Raw genomic sequence first — 16503 nt, forward strand, 5'->3', positions numbered from 1 at the left:
GGCTAAAGGGAAAGCGGATCCGCAACCTTGTGTCTTGTCTCTTGTGTCTTTTGCCTGAATTTATGAGCATCAAATCAGACAAATGGATACGCCGCATGGCGGAGCAGACCGGCATGATCGACCCGTTCGAGCCGGGGCAGGTGAAGGAAGTGAACGGGCAGAAGATCGTGTCCTACGGCACGTCCAGTTACGGCTACGATATCCGCTGCTCGCGCGAATTCAAGCTTTTCACTAACATCAATAGCACCATCGTCGATCCGAAGAACTTCGACCCGAATTCCTTCGTCAATGTCGAGGCCGATTACTGCATCATTCCCCCTAACTCGTTCGCGTTGGCGCGCACCGTGGAATATTTCCGCATCCCGCGCAATGTGCTGACGGTGTGTCTGGGAAAATCCACCTATGCGCGTTGTGGCATCATCGTCAACGTCACCCCGTTCGAGCCGGAATGGGAAGGCTACGTGACACTGGAATTCTCCAATACCACGCCGCTGCCCGCCAAGATCTACGCCAACGAAGGTGTGGCGCAGGTGCTGTTCTTTGAGTCGGATGAAGTCTGCGAAACTTCGTACAAGGATCGTGGCGGCAAGTATCAAGGGCAGCACGGAGTGACTTTGCCAAAGATTTGAGCTATATGCCGTACACTGAGCCAATCGCGCTTGCCCGCAGGTGAGGTGATTGCCTGCGAGGAGGAGAAAGCCATGCAGGAAAAGCTCGCCGAGATCCAGCAGGTCTGCCAAGATTCGCAGGAAAACGCCGTGCTGATGGGCGCGGCGAGCAGCAGTTTCGGGGCGGATCGGCCGAACAGGTCGCCAAACCGATAATCCTATCGTTCTCGCTGAGTCAGTTGTAACAATGCACAGCTAGACTCAAATCTGCGACAATCCGCGCCAATTCTTAATTCCCACCGGGAGTAGATAATGAAGTTTCGCTTTCCTATCGTCATCATCGACGAAGATTTTCGTTCCGAGAACGCCAGCGGCCTCGGCATTCGCGCGCTGGCCGATGCCATCGAAAAAGAGGGCATGGAAGTGCTGGGCGTGACCAGCTATGGCGACCTGACTTCGTTCGCGCAGCAGCAGAGTCGCGCTTCCGCTTTCCTGCTGTCCATCGACGACGAGGAGTTTGGCGCAGGCAGCAAGGAAGAGACCGAGGTGGCGCTGAAGTCGCTGCGCGCCTTCGTCGAAGAAATTCGCTTCAAGAATGCCGACATCCCGATCTACTTGTACGGCGAGACGCGCACTTCGCGCCACATCCCCAACGATGTGCTGCGTGAGTTGCACGGCTTCATCCACATGCACGAGGACACGCCGGAGTTCGTGGCGCGCCATATCATCCGCGAAGCCAAGGCCTATCTGGATTCGCTGGCGCCGCCGTTCTTCCGCGCCTTGCTGCATTACGCACAGGACGGTTCGTATTCCTGGCATTGCCCCGGCCACTCCGGCGGCGTGGCGTTCCTGAAGTCGCCGGTGGGGCAGATGTTCCATCAGTTCTTCGGCGAGAACATGCTGCGCGCCGATGTGTGCAACGCGGTGGACGAACTCGGCCAGTTGCTGGATCACACAGGTCCGGTCGCGGCCTCCGAGCGCAACGCCGCGCGAATCTTCAATTCCGATCATTTGTTTTTTGTCACCAACGGTACATCGACCTCGAACAAGATCGTGTGGCACTCGACCGTGGCACCGGACGACATCGTGGTGGTGGATCGCAACTGCCACAAGTCCATCCTGCATTCGATCATGATGACCGGCGCGGTGCCGGTGTTCCTGACCCCGACGCGCAACAACTTTGGCATCATCGGGCCTATCCCCAAGTCCGAGTTCGATATGGTGAGTATCCAGCGCAAGATCGACGCGAATCCGTTCATTAAGGACAAGACCAAGAAGCCGCGCATCCTGACCATCACCCAAAGCACCTACGATGGCGTGATCTACAACGTCGAGACGCTGAAGGAGATGTTGGACGGCAAGATCGATACGCTGCATTTCGATGAGGCTTGGCTACCGCATGCCGCATTCCACGACTTCTACAAAGACATGCACGCCATCGGACGCGAGCGCCCACGCGCTAAAGAGTCGATGATCTTTGCGACTCAATCGACGCACAAACTGTTGGCGGGTTTGAGTCAAGCCTCGCAGATCCTAGTGCGCGAGCCGGAAGGGCGCAAGCTGAATAGCCACGTATTTAACGAGGCTTATCTGATGCACACCTCGACTTCGCCGCAGTATTCCATCATCGCTTCGTGCGATGTGGCAGCGGCGATGATGGAACCGCCCGGCGGCACCGCACTGGTGGAGGAATCTATCGCCGAAGCTTTGGATTTCCGCCGTGCGATGCGTAAGGTGGACGAGGAGTTTGGCGCAGATTGGTGGTTCAAGGTGTGGGGGCCGGAGCGTATTGCCGAGGAAGGCATCGGCTCGCGCGAAGATTGGGTGCTGCATCCCAAGGATAAATGGCACGGTTTTGGCAAGTTGGAGGAAGGCTTCAACATGCTCGATCCGATCAAGGCCACCATCATCACCCCAGGACTGGACGTGGATGGCGATTTTGCCGACTCGGGCATCCCGGCGGCGATGGTCACCAAGTATCTGTCCGAACACGGCGTGATTGTGGAGAAGTGCGGGCTGTACTCGTTCTTCATCATGTTCACCATCGGCATCACCAAGGGCCGCTGGAACACGTTGCTCACTGCGTTGCAGCAGTTCAAGGACGACTACGATAAGAACGCGCCGATCTGGCGCATCCTGCCGGAGTTCGCCGCCAAGTTCCCGCAGTACGAGCGTACCGGCCTGCGCGACCTGTGCCAGCAGATCCATGACACCTACAAGCTGCACAACGTGGCCAAGATGACCACCGAGATGTATCTGTCGGACATGCAGCCAGCGATGAAGCCTTCGGATGCCTTCGCCCGCATGGCGCACGATGAGATCGAGCGCGTGCCGGTGGATGAACTGGAGGGCCGCATCACGGCGGTGCTGCTGACGCCATACCCGCCCGGCATCCCCTTGCTGATTCCCGGCGAGCGTTTCAACACCATCATCGTGGACTACCTGAAATTCGCCCGCGACTTCAATAAACGCTTCCCCGGCTTTGAGACCGACATCCACGGTCTGGTGGGCGAGATGGAGGGCGGCGAGAAGCGCTATTTCGTGGATTGCGTCGCTTAGTAGGCAAGGTGATGGGCGGATTGTCTGCTCATACTTTTGAGTTGGTCGGCTGCGCGATTAGGAGTGCTTATGATTGACTGTGGTAGTTCCATGCCTACAAATGCGCCCATCAAGTCAGCGATCGAATTCAAACAGGCCGCTGACAAAACGGTTGTAGATTCCCGTGCGCGATTCCGTCAGGCCTTGTGTTGTGTGGTCGAACAGCGGCGAGGGCAATATCCAGACGAACGAAACTGTGAGGATATCCTTCACGATCTGGGCGATGAGCTTCCGCTGCAAGCGCCATGGCAATTGCCCGCCGCTTCCCAGCAACCTTCAAATCTGACGGTCATTCTGGTTTCGGGGGTGTTGTGGGAATGCGTTTCGGGGACGGTGAATCCGTTCGGAGCGGGTAAAGGTGAGGAAGCAAGTGCTGCCGATTACGATTACTTGAAGCCACACTTTCCTGTCGTGGAAGTAGTTAAGGTCGCTGGGAGGGCTTCCTCTAAGTACAATGGAAAAATAGTCGCCGATGCAATACATGAAAGCGTGTTGCATTACCCCAACAATGACATTGTGGTGGTTGCCTATTCCAAAGGGGCTGCTGATACGCTGGAAGCGTTGCGCCAAATGGGCGAGGCCAGCGCCGTGCCGGCTAATCTGAAGGCATTGGTGACGACGACTGGGGCGATCTACGGCAGCCCTTTGGGCGACGAGTTGGATGGGATATATAAAACTCTATTTGCTAAACTGCCTTGGCCTTCATGCCGGCCGGTGGACGATCAGCCGATCGAGAGCATCTCGCGCAGTGCTCGTATGCATTGGATGGCAGATCATTGGAACGAACTCCCCAAGGGCATACGCTACTATTCACTCGGTGTTTACGATGCGCCGGAGAATCAGCATTGGGCGTTGTCCCCGCTCAGCAAGCATCTGGCTAAATTCGATGCGCGCAACGATAGTCATATGATCTACTCCGATCAGATACTTCCAGAGAGCCAATTGTTGGGTTACATCAAGGCGGATCATTGGTCATTCGTGTTGCCGTTCAACCGCAATAAGCACCCGTTTTGGCGCCCGTTCTTCAACGATAACAACGCGTTCCCGCGTGAGGTTTTGTTTGAATCCCTCTTGCGTTATGTTGAGGCGGATATGAGCGAGGCAAATGCGGCCGAGTTACCCTGATTATTCCCGCGATTTCGTTTGACACGGTTGCTTTCATTCAATAGAATGCGCGCCTTTCGTAGTTCACTAGATTCAGGAAAAGCCATGAAAACATTTTCCGCCAAGCCACATGAAGTCCAGCACGACTGGATTCTGGTTGATGCCAAGGATGCTGTGTTGGGTCGTTTGGCCAGCCAGATTGCTTCGCGTCTGCGTGGTAAGCACAAAGCGATTTACACACCTCACGTTGACACCGGCGATTTCGTCGTGGTTGTGAACGTGGATAAGCTGCGCGTGACCGGTAACAAGGCGCAAGCCAAGATGTACTACCGTCACACTGGTTATCCAGGCGGTATTTACGAAACCAATTTCACCAAGCTGCAACAGCGTCATCCACAGCGCGTGCTGCAAAAGGCGGTCAAGGGCATGTTGCCTAAGGGTCCTCTGGGCTACGCTATGCTGCGCAAGTTGAAGGTGTACGGTGGTGCAACTCATCCGCACTCTGCGCAACAACCGCAACCTACTGATCTGCTGAAGGCATAACCATGAGCGTTACTTACAACTACGGCACAGGCCGTCGCAAGAGCGCGGTAGCCCGCGTGTTCATCAAGGCTGGTAAGGGCGACATCGTCGTCAATGACAAGCCTGTGGATGTGTTCTTCTCCCGTGAAACTGGCCGCATGATCGTGCGTCAGCCGCTGGAACTGACTGAAATGCTGGGCAAGTTCGACATTCTGGTGAACGTGTCTGGTGGTGGCGAATCTGGTCAAGCCGGTGCTGTGCGTCATGGCATCACCCGCGCCCTGATCGACTACGATGCAACGCTCAAGCCAGTGCTGAGCAAGGCTGGTCTGGTCACTCGCGATGCTCGCGAAGTTGAACGTAAGAAGGTCGGTCTGCGTAAAGCGCGCCGCAGGAAGCAGTTCTCCAAGCGTTAATCGCTGGAAAACAGGAAAGCCGCCCTTGGGCGGCTTTTTCATTTATCATCGCGCAAAATTTAGGAGGTGCTCGTGATCAAGGTAGGTATCGTAGGTGGCACCGGTTATACCGGAGTGGAGTTGCTGCGCTTGCTGGCGCGGCATCCTCAAGTTCAATTGACGGCGATCACTTCGCGCGCCGATGCGGGTACGCGAGTGGATGCGATGTTTCCCAGCCTGCGTGGCTACGTCGATCTATGCTTCTCGCATCCAGACCAGTCACAGCTCGATCAATGCGACGCGGTATTCTTCGCTACGCCTAATGGCATAGCCATGCAGCAAGCGCGTGCCTTGTTGGACGCGGGTGTGCGGGTGATCGACCTCGCGGCTGACTTCCGTATCAAAGATATTCCGACTTGGGAGAAATGGTATGGCATGGCTCACGCCTGCCCAGAGTTGGTGGCGGAGGCGGTGTATGGTCTGCCGGAAGTGAATCGTGAAGCGATCAAGACCGCGAGGCTGGTGGCGAATCCCGGCTGTTATCCGACTGCCGTGCAGCTCGGTTTTTTGCCGTTGATCGAAGCAGGATTGGTCGATACCTCCAACCTGATCGCCGATGCTAAGTCGGGCGTGTCTGGAGCAGGGCGCAAGGCCGAGATCGGCACCTTACTGGCTGAGGCCGCTGATAGCTTCAAGGCCTATGGCGTGCCTGGTCATCGCCATCTGCCCGAGATCAAGCAAGGTTTGGCGCGCGCCGCCGGCAACGAGGTCGGTCTGACCTTCGTGCCGCACCTGACGCCGATGATCCGGGGCATCCACGCTACGCTGTATTCGCGCATCAAGACCGATGCTGACCTGCAAGCACTGTTCGAGCAGCGTTATGCCAGCGAACCGTTCGTGGACGTATTGCCTGCGGGCAGCCATCCCGAGACACGCTCGGTGCGCGGAGCGAACACCTGCCGCATCGCTGTCCACCGGCCACAAGGCGGCGATACTGTGGTGGTGCTGTCGGTGATTGACAATCTGGTCAAGGGTGCAGCGGGGCAAGCCGTGCATAACTTGAACCTGATGTTCGGCTTGCCGGAAGCTACCGCGCTGGATGTCGTACCCTTGTTACCGTAAGGGTTGCGTAGTCGTACAAGCTAACTATAATGCTGCATCGTTAACGAATTGGAGTTCACCATGAATGCTGTCACCGAAATGCAAGACCCGCTGCTGTTCACCGACAATGCAGCCAACAAAGTCAAACAACTGATCGACGAGGAAGGTAATGCTGATCTGAAACTGCGCGTATTCGTTACTGGCGGCGGCTGTTCCGGCTTCCAGTACGGGTTCACCTTCGATGAGATCGCCAACGAAGATGACACCGTGATGACCAAGAACGGCGTGCAATTGCTGATCGATCCGATGAGCTTCCAGTATCTGGTCGGCGCAGAGATCGACTACTCGGAAGGTTTGGAAGGTTCGCAGTTCGTTATCAAGAACCCGAATGCCACCACTACCTGTGGTTGCGGCTCGTCGTTCTCGGCATAAGTCATAGAACGTTCCCAATGCGGGTTCGAATAATAAAGGGGGCGTAAGCCCCCTTTATTACTTTCGTGATGGATATCTTAGTGCTTGCCGGTACTGCCAAAACCGCCTGCGCCGCGCTGACTCATTGGGAAATCATCCACCAGATTGAACTGCACTTGTAGCACCGGCACGATCACCAGTTGCGCCATGCGCTCCATCGGCATCAGAGTGAACGGATGATGGCCACGATTCCACAGTGAGACGAAGATTTGTCCTTGATAGTCCGAGTCGATCAGCCCGACCAGATTGCCCAGCACGATACCGTGTTTGTGCCCTAGCCCCGAGCGCGGCAGGATCATCGCTGCCAGATGCGGGTCGGACAAATGCAGAGCGATGCCGCTGGGAATTAGCTCGCACTGGCCGGGCTGGATAATCATAGTGCCGTCCACGCAGGCGCGCAGGTCGATGCCCGCCGAACCCAGCGTGGCGTAGGCGGGCGGATGCTCGTGCAAACGAGGGTCGAGAATTTTGACGTCCACTTTCTTCATGCTGGTTTTCCTTTTCGGTAAAGTTGGGCAACGTGGCGCAGCAGCGTCCGTGCGAGGCTGAGTTTGTCGGTGCGCGGCAGCGGGTGTGCGCCGTCGTCGTCGAACAGGATGAGCTCGTTGTCGTCCGCGCCGATGGCAGTCTGCGCAAGATTGGCGGCCAGCAGCGGCAGGCGCTTGGCGCGACGCTTTGCCTGCGCGTACTCATGCAGGTTTTCGCTCTCGGCAGCAAAGCCGACGCAGAACGGCGCGTTCGGTAGCGAGGCGATACTGGCGATGATGTCAGGATTGGGGACGAGTTCGACAGTCAGCGGTGCGTCAGATTTCTTGATCTTTTGCTCGTTCGGTGATGCCGGGCGGTAATCCGCCACCGCCGCCACGCCGATGAAGATGTCGGTCTGAGCTGCGCGACGATTCACCGCGTCGGCCATTTCCAGTGCCGTGTTGACCGAAATGCGCTCCACACCTGTCGGTGCAGCCAGCGCCACCGGCCCAGAAACCAGTGTGACTGTTGCGCCCATTTCGCGAGCAGCGTGTGCGATGGCGTAACCCATCTTGCCCGAGCTGCGATTGGTGATGCCGCGTACCGCGTCAATTGCTTCGTAAGTCGGTCCGGCAGTCATCAAAAGCTTCACGCCCGTCAGCAGCTTGGGCTGGAAGTGGGCGATGATCTCGTCCACCAACTCCGCCGCTTCCAGCATCCGCCCCATGCCGGTTTCGCCGCAAGCCATATCGCCGCTGGCTGGACCGAGGAGGGGCACGCCATCGGCGGCGAGTTGCGCGATGTTGCGCTGCGTGGCTGGATTGCTCCACATCTGCTTGTTCATCGCAGGGGCGACCAGCAGCGGGCAATCGCGCGCTAGGCAAAGGGTGGAAAGCAAGTCGTCCGCCAGCCCGTGCGCTAGCTTGGCAAGGAAGTCGGCAGTGGCGGGCGCGATCACGATGACATCCGCTTCACGTCCAGAAGCGATGTGTGCCATGCCGTTGTCGGCTGCGTCCCACTGATTGGTCAGCACCGGATGGCCGGACAGCGCCTGTAGCGTAGTTGGCGTGATGAACTGCGTCGCCGCTTGCGTCATCGCTACCTGCACATCAAACCCCTGCTTGAGCAGCGCCCGTACCAGTTCCGCCGCCTTATAGGCTGCGATACCGCCGGTGATGCCGAGCAGGATGCGCTTTGTATTTGCTTGCTTCATAATGGCGCGCATCTTAACAAGAAACCAGCCATGCTTGGGCTTTCAGTGACGACTTCCTCTCCTGCTGCGTAAGAGAAGCGGAATGTCGCGGCCCAGTCGGCATGTCGGTGAGCAGGGGCGGGCTATTTGCCCCTCTCCAAGCCTAAAGTAGACTACCCTGAGTCATTCATGTAGGCCGGAAGGCCTAGCCTAGCGGCATATATGACTCAACTTTACGATGTGTTACCGTTGTCCATCTTGTTGATTTGGCAAGGAGGGCAACGATGAGCATCGTTGATTGGCCGGCGGGCGAGCGTCCGCGTGAGAGGTTGTTGGAACGCGGTGCGGCCGCTTTGTCCGATGCCGAGTTGCTAGCGATCTTTTTGCGCACGGGAGTGGTGGGTAAGAGTGCGGTGGATCTGGCGCGAGAATTGTTGCAGCGCTTCGGTTCGTTGACGCAGATGTTTGCCGCTAGTGAGTCAGACTTCTGCGCGTTGCACGGCATGGGGCAGGCGAAATTCGTGCAGTTGCAGGCGGTGCTGGAGATGTCACGGCGGGCGTTGGGGGAACAGATGCAAAGCAGCGATGCGCTGAGTTCACCGGCGGCAGTGCGTAACTACCTGCGGCTGTTGCTGGGCGGACGCGGACAGGAGGTATTCGTGGTGCTGTTCCTTGATGCGCAGCATCGCGTCATCGCGGCAGAAGAGCTGTTCCACGGCACGTTGACGCAGACCAGCGTGTATCCGCGAGAAGTGGTGAAGCGGGCACTGCATCACAACGCAGCGGCGACCATCTTTGCCCACAATCACCCTAGCGGGGTGTCCGAACCCAGCCAGTCCGACCAGTTGCTGACCGATGCCCTCAAACAGGCTCTAGGGCTGGTGGACGTGCGGGTGCTGGATCATTTTATCGTGGCAGGCAGCGGCTGTTTGTCGTTCGCTGAGCGTGGGCTGTTGTGAAATTAGTTGAACGTTTCCATCTGGAATTGTTCCAATCAACTTCTGTCAGTGTGCGCTAATGACTATTGAAGGAATTCAGATGATTTTCAGGCAATTATTCGATACACCCTCTTCCACGTTGACCTATCTGATCGCCGATGATCGCGGTGCTGCCGTCATCATCGATCCTGTGCTGGAGCAGGCTGAGCAATATCTTGAGTTGCTGAATGAGCTTAAGCTGACGCTGGTATGGGCTTTGGATACGCATATCCATGCGGATCACATCACTGGTGCAGACGCGCTGAAACAGCATACCGGTGCGACCACAGTGATTGCGGCGAACTGCGGTGCTAGTGGTTATGACCGCCAACTGGTGGATGGCGAAATTCTGGTGTTCGGCGACGAATCTCTGCGGGTGATCGCCACGCCGGGACATACGTCGGGCAGCTTGTGCTACATATGGCGTGACCGGCTGTTTACCGGAGATACTTTGATGATCAATGCCTGCGGGCGGACTGACTTCCAGCGCGGCAGTTCGACGGAGATGTATCGCAGCATCACGCAAAAGCTGTTCATCCTGCCAGACGAGACGCTGGTCTATCCGGGGCATGACTACAAGGGGCGGCGAGTGAGCAGTATCGGTGAGGAAAAGGTACTCAACCTGCGCATCGCAGGAAAGTCGGAGCAGGAGTTCTGCGACATCATGGACAATCTGAATCTAGCCACGCCGAAGCGGATGCATGAGGCGGTTCCAGCGAATCTGTTGGGCGGTCGGGTGGAGTGAAAGAAGCCGGGAGATCCCGGCTTCATTTTTCCTTGAGAGGCTGGAGCTGACTTAGTCCTTATAGGCTTCGATCTCGAATACCAGTTTGATGTCGTCACCTACGCCCGGCAGGAAAGACTTCATACCGAAGTCGGAGCGCTTGATCTGAGTGCTGGCTCCAGCGCCGCATTCTTCTTTCTTGCTCATCGGATTCGTACCGCACTTGAAGCTGTCGATGGTCAGCGTGACGGGCTTGGTCACGCCCAGCAAAGTCAGGTTGCCCTGTACGCTGGCTGGAGTATCGCCCTTGAAGTGAATGCTACCCTTGTAACTCAACGTGGGGAATTCGGCAGCGTTGAAGAAATCTGGCGATTTCAGGTGGTCGTCGCGTTTGGCTAGGCCCGTGCTGATCGAAGCGGCATCGATAGTGATGTCCACGGTGCCGGTCTTGGCAGCCTGATCGAACGTGACCTTGCCGCTGCTCTTATCGAAGCGGCCTTGCAGCGTAGAAAAGCCTAGGTGGCTGACGCTGAAGTGCGGGTAAGTGTGGGTTGGATCGACGGTGTAATTTGCGGCGAGTGCGGAGACGGGCAAGATGAGCGCAGCAAGCAGAGTCGAGATCAGTGTGTGTTTTTGCATGGTGTTTCTCCTTTGGGTTGAAGTTAATACGGAGGGGTACCGGCGATACGCCAAGTCAGGTAGATCGCTCCCGCTGCGCAGGCAGTTGAGAGTGTGACGAATAGAACGCTTTGCAGCCGAGGCTTGCCATCCGCCAGCGGTAACCCGCATAGCGGTGGGATCAGTGCTAGGCAGGCGAGGGCATACCAGGGAAGTTGTGCCGTGAGTGAGCCTAGATAACCGATCAGACCCGCACCTACCACCAGTGGAAGGATGAAGTTCCGGCGCAATGGCAAGGGGCGGTTGTGGATCAGATGGAGCGATACGACTGCAGCGGCGGCAGCGGCAAGCGCTAGGCCATATGCGCCTAGTAGCGCAGATGATCCGATCAAAGCCGCGCCGCCAGTGCCGACACCTAACCCGACCCCGCAACTGGCGCTGCGGATCGGCATGTCATGCAGACGATCACCCCAGTACACCAGCCAGCCTAGATAGAGTGCGCCACTGCTGCCGAATAACAGCATCTCCTGCAACTCTTTCTGTTTCAAGATGCTGAACGCCATCCATACAGCCGCAGTGGCTGCGGAAAGTGCAAGTGCTGCGGTGAGCCATTTGGGCTTGCTGAAACTCAGTGGGATGGCCAGTGCTGCGGCACCCAACGTGAGTATCACCAGCTTGCGTGAGCTGGTCAGCGGGTCGATGGCAAAGCCGCCGACCAGTTGTACCGTGAGGGCGAAAGCCACGACTACGGCCAAGCCGCTCAGGCGAGGTTTGGACAGCAGCATGGCGAGTAGTAGTGCGGCCAAGAATGGTGCGATACCCGCCTGAAAAACGGGATGTTCCAGCCAAGATTGCATGTATTCCATCATGGCTCACTACCGAGTGAGGGAAACGCACGATGAAGGTCATGCAATGCGCGTTCGATGCGGTCAAAGTCGGATTGCTGGAAGCCAGCGAATGCCTGTTCGATATATGCGACATGGGCTGGGAATACTTGGTTGAACAGCACTTCGCCTGCTGGGGTGAGTTGTACGATCTGACTGCGAGCATCCGTTGACGATGCCATGCGCCTGACTAGCCCCTTGTCTGTCAGGCGATCAACTACTCCAGTTAAGGTGCCTTTGGTGATCAGCGTCTTTTCGCCCAGACGCTTGAAACTCATGCCGTCCGTATTGCCCAGTGTAGCGATGATGTCGAACTGGGATAGTGTTAGGTTGAGTGTGCGCAGGTGACGTGCCGAATGTATCTCGAACGCTTGGTAGGTGCGGACCAATTCACGGATCGCGGGTAAGAATGGTTTGCTGATGGCCATAGGACTAGGGGCTGCGGTTTTGAGTTTGGCGAATTATGTTCTAGTTAGTACATAAGTCAATACTTATGTGAAATACTCGGAAACTATCTGGGAGAAAGTCGGTCGTATCCGGCGCGAATGCTTGAAAACGAAAATCCTGTCCCCCATCTCAGGCGGTGCGGGCGGACGTTAATGGTAAAATTTGTGTCCCGCGACACCTGTTATCTGGAGTAAAAAACATATGAAGCGAATCTTTTTATTTATTCTGACCAACCTGGCGGTACTGTTTGTCATCAACATCACGCTGCGTATCCTCGGCGTGGATCACTATCTGGATCGCAGCGGTGCGATCAATTTCAGCTCCTTGCTGGTGCTGTCAGCGGTGATTGGCTTTGCGGGTTCGATCATTTCGCTGTTCATGTCCAAGTGGATGGCCAAGCAGTCGGTGAATGCGCAGATCATCACCAACCCCTTCGATCCGACCGAGCGCTGGCTGGTGGAGACTGTGCGCCGTCAGGCGCAAGCCGCCGGTATCGGTATGCCGGAAGTGGCGATCTACGACGCACCTGACGTGAATGCGTTCGCTACCGGCTGGAATCGCAACAATGCGCTAGTCGCGGTCAGCACCGGCCTGTTGAATGCCATGAGCAAGGATGAAGCAGAAGCGGTGCTGGCGCACGAGATCAGTCACGTTGCCAACGGCGACATGGTGACGTTGACGCTGATCCAGGGCGTGGTCAACACCTTCGTGGTGTTCTTCTCCAAGCTCTTCGGTATCTTTGTGGATAGCTTGTTGCGCAAGAATGATGAAGAGAGTCATGGCCCCGGCATCGGCGCTTTCGTGGCCGAGATCGTGGCGCAACTGGTGCTCGGTGTGCTGGCCAGCGTCATCGTGATGTGGTTCTCGCGTCAGCGCGAATTCCGCGCCGATGCGGGTGGTGCGAGCTTGGCGGGACGTCAGAAGATGATCGCCGCACTGGAGCGCCTCAAAGCCAATCACGAGCAATCTGCACTGCCACAACAAATGGCAGCCTCCGGTATCTCAGGTGGAGCCGCGTTCTCCCGCTTGTTTATGACCCACCCGCCGTTGGATGAGCGCATCGAAGCGCTACGCGCAGGCCGATGAACGATATAGGCATCTGAGAATAAGGGCAGCGAATCGCTGCCCTTATTTTTTATTGCGCTTCCACACATAAAAAATTGGGGGTGGTTCGTGATAGAGTGCGTCGCAAATGGCTAAAGGGCAGGCTGTTTCGGTCGATAACCATTTTCGCGTAAGTTGAATCGAATCTGAGTCTGGGGTTCCTAGGGAGCGTTTGCGGTGAGCAAACTACTGAAAGACAAAATACGCATCCTATATGCAGTGATTGTGCTGGTCATGGCGCTGAGCGTCTTGACTAGTGGCTGGGTGCTATACAGTCTGCTCAACAATATTGGTGAAGAAACCGTGCTGGGGGTGCAAGCCGTCACCGCACTGGTGGATGAACAGCATCAAATTCAAGTGATTTTCAGGCGGCAAGTGCAGGAGTGGAAAGACTTGTTGCTACGTGGTGACGATGAGACCGACTTCAAGCGCTACCACGAAGGCTTCCAAGCTGAAGCGGGCATGGTTCAGAATAAGATGAGTCACTTGGCCAATGAGTTGGCCAAACAGGGACTCAGCACAGCACACTTGCAGCATTTGCAACAAAGTCACGCTTCCTTGACTCGGCAGTATGAGGAATTGCTGCAACGATTCCCCCTCTTAGGACACCCCGAAAATATTACTCGCCTCGATCTAGAAGTACGTGGTTTGGATCGTCGCTTATCGGCAGAGTTTGATACTTTGGGCGGCGAGATCAAGGATGCAGCGCTCGCGCGAATCAGCTCGGTCAGTGATGCGGTTGGTCTGCGCTATGAGATGCAGGAATACTATCTCTACATCTTGCTGTTGGTGATGCTCCCAGGGATTGGCTTTGTGAGCGTACTGATTCTTAATCGGCTGACTCAGAAGTTGGTGGTAGAAAAAGAGCGAGTTCAAGTCACGCTCTCTTCCATCGGTGATGCGGTAGTCGTGACCGATAGACTAGGTTGTGTGGAGTTTCTCAATCCCGTGGCGGAACAGATGACGGGGTGGACGAGCGCGGATGCGGAAGGGAGGACGCTGCAAGAGGTGTTTCATATCGTCAATGAAACCACACGCGCAGTTGTCCAAAATCCAGTTGAAATCGTATTGCGCGAAGGGCGCATCGTCGGTTTGGCTAATCACACCGTGCTGATCGCACGCGACGGCAGCGAGTGTGCGATCGAGGATTCGGCGGCTCCAGTGCGTGATTTGGACGGAACGATACGGGGTGTAGTGTTGGTGTTCCATGACGCATCGACCGAACGTCAGGCTGCCGATGCTTTGCGCCGGCAAGAGGCTTTGTTCCGAGCTACGTTCGAGCAGGCCGCGGTGGGCGTAGCACATGTGGCCACTGATGGGCGTTGGCTGAGGGTCAATCAGAACCTTTGCGCCATATTGGGCTACAGCGCGGACGAACTGCTCAAACTCACCTTTAGCGATATCACTCATCCGAGTGATGTGGGGAATGATGCCACCCTCCTCTTTGAGATGTTGGCGGGTAAATTTGATGATCATCATGTCGAAAAACGCTATTTGCACAAAGATGGCAGCCCGGTATGGGTCGATTTGACCCTGTCCTTGGTGCGCGATGAGACGGGGTCGCCTGAATATTTCATTGCCATCATCGTCGATATTTCAGCGCGCAAACTCGCCGAGCATGAGATACAAGCCTTACGCTTCCAGTATCAAACGTTGTTTGATCAGATGCCGGATGCGGTGGTGTTGTTCAACCTTGAAGGCAAGGTGACGGGCTATAACCAAGAGGCTTTGCGCCAGTACGAATACACCGCCGAAGAGATGATGAATCTTCGTATTCCGCAGTTTGAGGCGAAAGAGTCACCAGAAGAGTATGCGGAGCACAAACGTAATATCGAAGCTACTGGGCGTGACGATTTTGAGACACAACATTGCTCCAAATGGGGGCGCATCATGGACATTCAGGCCGCCGTGCGGCTTGTCACCTTGCCGGATGGGATGGTTGTGTTCCAGTGCGCATTCCGTGACATCACCAGCCAGAAGCAGGCGCAGTGCCGGATCGAGTTTCTGGCCAATCACGACCATCTGACCGGCTTGCCCAATCGTCGCTTGCTGCGTGACCGCATGGAGCGCGCCATTGGCAATGCGGTGCGACACGGTAGTGGTGTGGCCTTGCTGTTCCTTGATCTGGATCACTTCAAGGTGATCAACGACACCTTGGGACACGAAGTTGGTGATATGTTGCTGCAAGCTGTGGCGGAACGTCTGCGTACTTGCGTGCGCGAGCAGGACTCCATCGCCCGCATCGGCGGTGATGAGTTCGTCGTCATTCTGGTCGAGATGCCTAATACCGAAGCCGTCGCGAGCGTAGCACGGAAAATTGTCGATACATTGTCAGTACCTTACCTAGCTGGTGGTTACGATCTACATACGACCCCAAGTATCGGCATCAGCCTGTATCCCGAAGATGGTGGAAATTTTGATGCACTGCTACAAAAGGCAGATGCCGCCATGTATCACGCCAAGGAAAATGGCCGAGCTGGCTATCGCTTTTTCCGAGATGAGATGAATGTACGTACCCAAGAGCGCTTGGCGATTGAGCACGACCTGCATTTGGCACTGAAGCGCGAAGAGTTTGAGCTGTACTACCAACCCAAGGTCGATTCACGGAATGGTGAGATCATCGGCGGAGAAGCGCTGATTCGCTGGAATCATCCCGAGCAGGGTAGGGTAGCGCCCGGACAGTTCATCTCCGTGGCAGAACAAAGCAATCTGATCAATGGCATTGGCGAGTGGGTGGCGCGGGCGGTGTGTGCGCAAAGCCGGCTCTGGGGCGATGCTGGGCTGAAACGCGTGCCGATCAGCTTCAACGTGTCGGCGCGGCAGTTCCTATACAGCGATCTACCCGTGGTGTTGGCGCAAGCCATCGCCGACACTGGCGCTGATCCTACGTTGCTTGAGATGGAACTGACGGAGAGTGTTCTGATGCGTCCACAAGAAGTGCAATCCGCGTTGGCGGCAATCAAGGCGATGGGTTTCCGCATCGCGCTGGATGATTTCGGCACGGGCTACTCCAGTCTAGCGTATCTGCGTAAGATTGAAATTGACACCATCAAGATTAACCGTTCATTCGTCAACGACATTGAAAAAAGTGTGGATGACGTGGTGATTGTGCAGACGCTGATTTCGACGGCGCTGAACCTACATATGGAGGTGATCGCCGAGGGAGTGGAGACCGAAGGACAGGCAATGATTCTGTGCAGAAGCGGTTGCTGTGCCTGTCAGGGGTATTTCTTTGGTAAACCGATGCCGGCGATTCAGTTTGCTGAGTTGTTGCGTCAGTCTTAAGGTGA

The 16503-nt window shown here is 56.1% G+C and carries 17 protein-coding genes; 12 read left to right on the forward strand and 5 right to left on the reverse strand.

Going from position 1 to position 16503, the window contains the following annotated elements; all coding sequences use genetic code 11:
- The first annotated feature begins 62 nt into the window (after positions 1–62).
- From dcd to erpA, 8 genes are all read left to right on the forward strand, one after another.
- Complete coding sequence (gene dcd / locus OYT1_RS04165; protein ID WP_062626893.1) at positions 63–629, forward strand: dCTP deaminase; 567 nt, start codon at positions 63–65, stop codon at positions 627–629.
- Positions 630–701: 72 nt separating this feature from the next.
- Positions 702–824, forward strand: a complete 123-nt coding sequence (locus OYT1_RS13975) for a hypothetical protein (protein WP_269460709.1) — start codon at positions 702–704, stop codon at positions 822–824.
- A 96-nt stretch (positions 825–920) separates the two neighbouring features.
- Positions 921–3167, forward strand: coding sequence for an arginine/lysine/ornithine decarboxylase (locus tag OYT1_RS04170; RefSeq protein ID WP_062626894.1), 2247 nt, complete (start codon positions 921–923; stop codon positions 3165–3167).
- 90 nt (positions 3168–3257) lie between these two features.
- The gene (locus OYT1_RS04175) at positions 3258–4331 is read left to right on the forward strand and encodes a vWA domain-containing protein (RefSeq protein ID WP_145983666.1); all 1074 of its coding nucleotides are present in this window, start codon (positions 3258–3260) and stop codon (positions 4329–4331) included.
- 84 nt (positions 4332–4415) lie between these two features.
- The gene (rplM, locus tag OYT1_RS04180; protein ID WP_062626896.1) at positions 4416–4853 is read left to right on the forward strand and encodes a 50S ribosomal protein L13; all 438 of its coding nucleotides are present in this window, start codon (positions 4416–4418) and stop codon (positions 4851–4853) included.
- A 2-nt stretch (positions 4854–4855) separates the two neighbouring features.
- Entirely contained in the window at positions 4856–5248 is a 393-nt protein-coding gene (gene rpsI / locus OYT1_RS04185) for a 30S ribosomal protein S9 (protein ID WP_062626897.1), read from the forward strand.
- A 72-nt stretch (positions 5249–5320) separates the two neighbouring features.
- Positions 5321–6349, forward strand: a complete 1029-nt coding sequence (gene argC, locus OYT1_RS04190; protein WP_062626898.1) for an N-acetyl-gamma-glutamyl-phosphate reductase — start codon at positions 5321–5323, stop codon at positions 6347–6349.
- 60 nt (positions 6350–6409) lie between these two features.
- Positions 6410–6760 carry an iron-sulfur cluster insertion protein ErpA gene (erpA, locus tag OYT1_RS04195; protein ID WP_062626899.1) on the forward strand — a complete coding sequence of 117 codons (351 nt, stop codon included), beginning with the start codon at positions 6410–6412 and terminating at the stop codon, positions 6758–6760.
- Positions 6761–6837: 77 nt separating this feature from the next.
- Here erpA and dut read toward each other — a convergent pair whose 3' ends face one another.
- Positions 6838–7287: a dUTP diphosphatase gene (dut, locus tag OYT1_RS04200; protein WP_062626900.1), complete on the reverse strand. Its 450-nt coding sequence runs from the start codon at positions 7285–7287 to the stop codon at positions 6838–6840.
- Positions 7284–8480: a bifunctional phosphopantothenoylcysteine decarboxylase/phosphopantothenate--cysteine ligase CoaBC gene (gene coaBC, locus OYT1_RS04205; RefSeq protein WP_062627029.1), complete on the reverse strand. Its 1197-nt coding sequence runs from the start codon at positions 8478–8480 to the stop codon at positions 7284–7286. The genes dut and coaBC overlap by 4 nt, the downstream gene beginning before the upstream one ends.
- Positions 8481–8743: 263 nt before the next feature.
- On the opposite strand from coaBC, the gene radC reads away from it, so the two are divergent.
- Both radC and OYT1_RS04215 read left to right on the forward strand, forming a co-directional pair.
- Positions 8744–9418: a RadC family protein gene (gene radC, locus OYT1_RS04210; RefSeq protein ID WP_062626901.1), complete on the forward strand. Its 675-nt coding sequence runs from the start codon at positions 8744–8746 to the stop codon at positions 9416–9418.
- A 79-nt stretch (positions 9419–9497) separates the two neighbouring features.
- Positions 9498–10181: an MBL fold metallo-hydrolase gene (locus tag OYT1_RS04215; RefSeq protein WP_145983667.1), complete on the forward strand. Its 684-nt coding sequence runs from the start codon at positions 9498–9500 to the stop codon at positions 10179–10181.
- A 51-nt stretch (positions 10182–10232) separates the two neighbouring features.
- On the opposite strand, the gene OYT1_RS04220 is transcribed toward OYT1_RS04215, so the two are convergent.
- Genes OYT1_RS04220 through OYT1_RS04230 form a run of 3 tightly spaced genes read right to left on the reverse strand, consistent with a single transcriptional unit; the run spans position 10233 to position 12090 of the window.
- Positions 10233–10799 (reverse strand): YceI family protein, encoded by a 567-nt coding sequence (locus tag OYT1_RS04220; RefSeq protein WP_062626902.1) that lies wholly within the window; start codon positions 10797–10799, stop codon positions 10233–10235.
- Positions 10800–10822: 23 nt separating this feature from the next.
- Positions 10823–11647, reverse strand: a complete 825-nt coding sequence (locus tag OYT1_RS04225; RefSeq protein WP_145983668.1) for a hypothetical protein — start codon at positions 11645–11647, stop codon at positions 10823–10825.
- Positions 11644–12090: a MarR family winged helix-turn-helix transcriptional regulator gene (locus OYT1_RS04230; RefSeq protein ID WP_062626904.1), complete on the reverse strand. Its 447-nt coding sequence runs from the start codon at positions 12088–12090 to the stop codon at positions 11644–11646. The genes OYT1_RS04225 and OYT1_RS04230 overlap by 4 nt, the downstream gene beginning before the upstream one ends.
- A gap of 220 nt (positions 12091–12310) precedes the next feature.
- Here OYT1_RS04230 and htpX point away from each other — a divergent pair, with 220 nt between their 5' ends.
- Both htpX and OYT1_RS04240 read left to right on the forward strand, forming a co-directional pair.
- Positions 12311–13195, forward strand: coding sequence for a protease HtpX (gene htpX, locus OYT1_RS04235; RefSeq protein WP_062626905.1), 885 nt, complete (start codon positions 12311–12313; stop codon positions 13193–13195).
- Between the two features lie 195 nt (positions 13196–13390).
- Complete coding sequence (locus OYT1_RS04240; protein WP_062626906.1) at positions 13391–16498, forward strand: sensor domain-containing protein; 3108 nt, start codon at positions 13391–13393, stop codon at positions 16496–16498.
- Positions 16499–16503: the final 5 nt, after the last annotated feature.

This window comes from Ferriphaselus amnicola (assembly GCF_000974685.2).
Classification (GTDB): domain Bacteria; phylum Pseudomonadota; class Gammaproteobacteria; order Burkholderiales; family Gallionellaceae; genus Ferriphaselus; species Ferriphaselus amnicola.